Source organism: Acetobacter fabarum (assembly GCF_011516925.1).
Classification (GTDB): domain Bacteria; phylum Pseudomonadota; class Alphaproteobacteria; order Acetobacterales; family Acetobacteraceae; genus Acetobacter; species Acetobacter fabarum.
On the sequence record NZ_WOTG01000046.1, the window covers coordinates 1 to 1,297 of the forward strand.

The following is a 1,297-nucleotide window of genomic DNA, read 5'->3' on the forward strand; positions in this document are numbered from 1 at the left end:
ATGGAGGGTTCGAAAAACTCCATGGTTTTGAGTGCGTATCTGTGATTCCATACCTCCTGTGGTGATTGGGTGGATGAATGAATAATGAAACAGCCTGGTTTCTTTGATGTTGAAGAGCGGCTTGCTCGTTTGAGCGGTCTTGGCGATCAGCTTGAAGCGTTTTCCCGGACTGTGGATTTTGAGGTGTTCCGCCCTGATCTGGAGAAGGCTCTGGCCTATTCAGATGGAAGCAAGGGCGGGCGACCGCCATTTGATCCGGTGTTGATGTTCAAGATCCTGGTGATCCAGACGCTCAACAATTTGTCTGATGAGCGGACAGAGTATCTCATCAACGATCGCCTCTCCTGTATGCGTTTCCTTGGTCTGGGACTTTCAGATCGGGTGCCCGATGCCAAAACAATCTGGCTGTTCCGTGAACGCCTGACACAGGCGGGGGCCATTGAAAGACTGTTTGAGCGCTTTGATGCGACCCTGCGCAGCGCTGGTTATCTGCCGATGTCAGGCCAGATCCTGGATGCCACGCTCGTAGCGGCTCCGAAGCAGCGCAATACAAACGCAGAGAAAGCGGATCTGCGAGCAGGCCGTATTCCTGAAGACTGGCAGGACAAGCCATCCAAACTGTCGCACAAGGACAGGCATGCACGATGGACGCTGAAGTTCACGAAGGCGAAGCAGCAGGATGATGGAACCATGCCATCCAGAGATCTTGCCATCCCGTTCTTTGGCTACAAATCCCACGTCTCCATCGATCGGAAGTTTCGGTTCATCCGAAAATGGAAGACGACGGATGCCGCCGCCAGTGATGGTGCGCGATTGAGAGAGGGGCTGCTGGATAAAACCAATACGGCCTCAAGCGTCTGGGCTGATACAGCGTATCGCTCAAAAGCCAATGAAGACTTCATGGAAAAGCATGGCTTTGTCTCAAAGGTTCATCGCAAAAAGCCGCATCTCAAACCCATGCCACTCCATATCCACCGGTCCAATGCAGGAAAGTCCATGATCCGCTCGCGTGTCGAGCATGTTTTTGCCGACCAGAAATCACAGACGGGATTGTTCATCCGAACTGTCGGTATTACCCGGGCCACCATGAGGATCGGGCTGGCCAATATCGTCTACAACATGCGCCGCTTCCTCTTCCTGCAGCGGATCAGCACCACAGCGTAGCTATCAAGCGGGTAACAGCTCCCAATCTGCTCAAAACGCAGACCGGATGCCATCGCAAAAACCGTCAATCAAATCGCCAAAAGCCAGAAATTACCCGCCAAGCACATCAATCAACGGTTCTTCGATCCCTCCA

The 1,297-nt window shown here is 53.0% G+C and carries 1 protein-coding gene; it reads left to right on the plus strand.

Features of this window, described 5'->3' with window-relative positions:
• Positions 1–84: 84 nt before the first annotated feature.
• Positions 85–1,164, plus strand: a complete 1,080-nt coding sequence (locus tag GOB83_RS14590) for an IS5 family transposase (RefSeq protein ID WP_165926623.1) — start codon at positions 85–87, stop codon at positions 1,162–1,164.
• Positions 1,165–1,297: the final 133 nt, after the last annotated feature.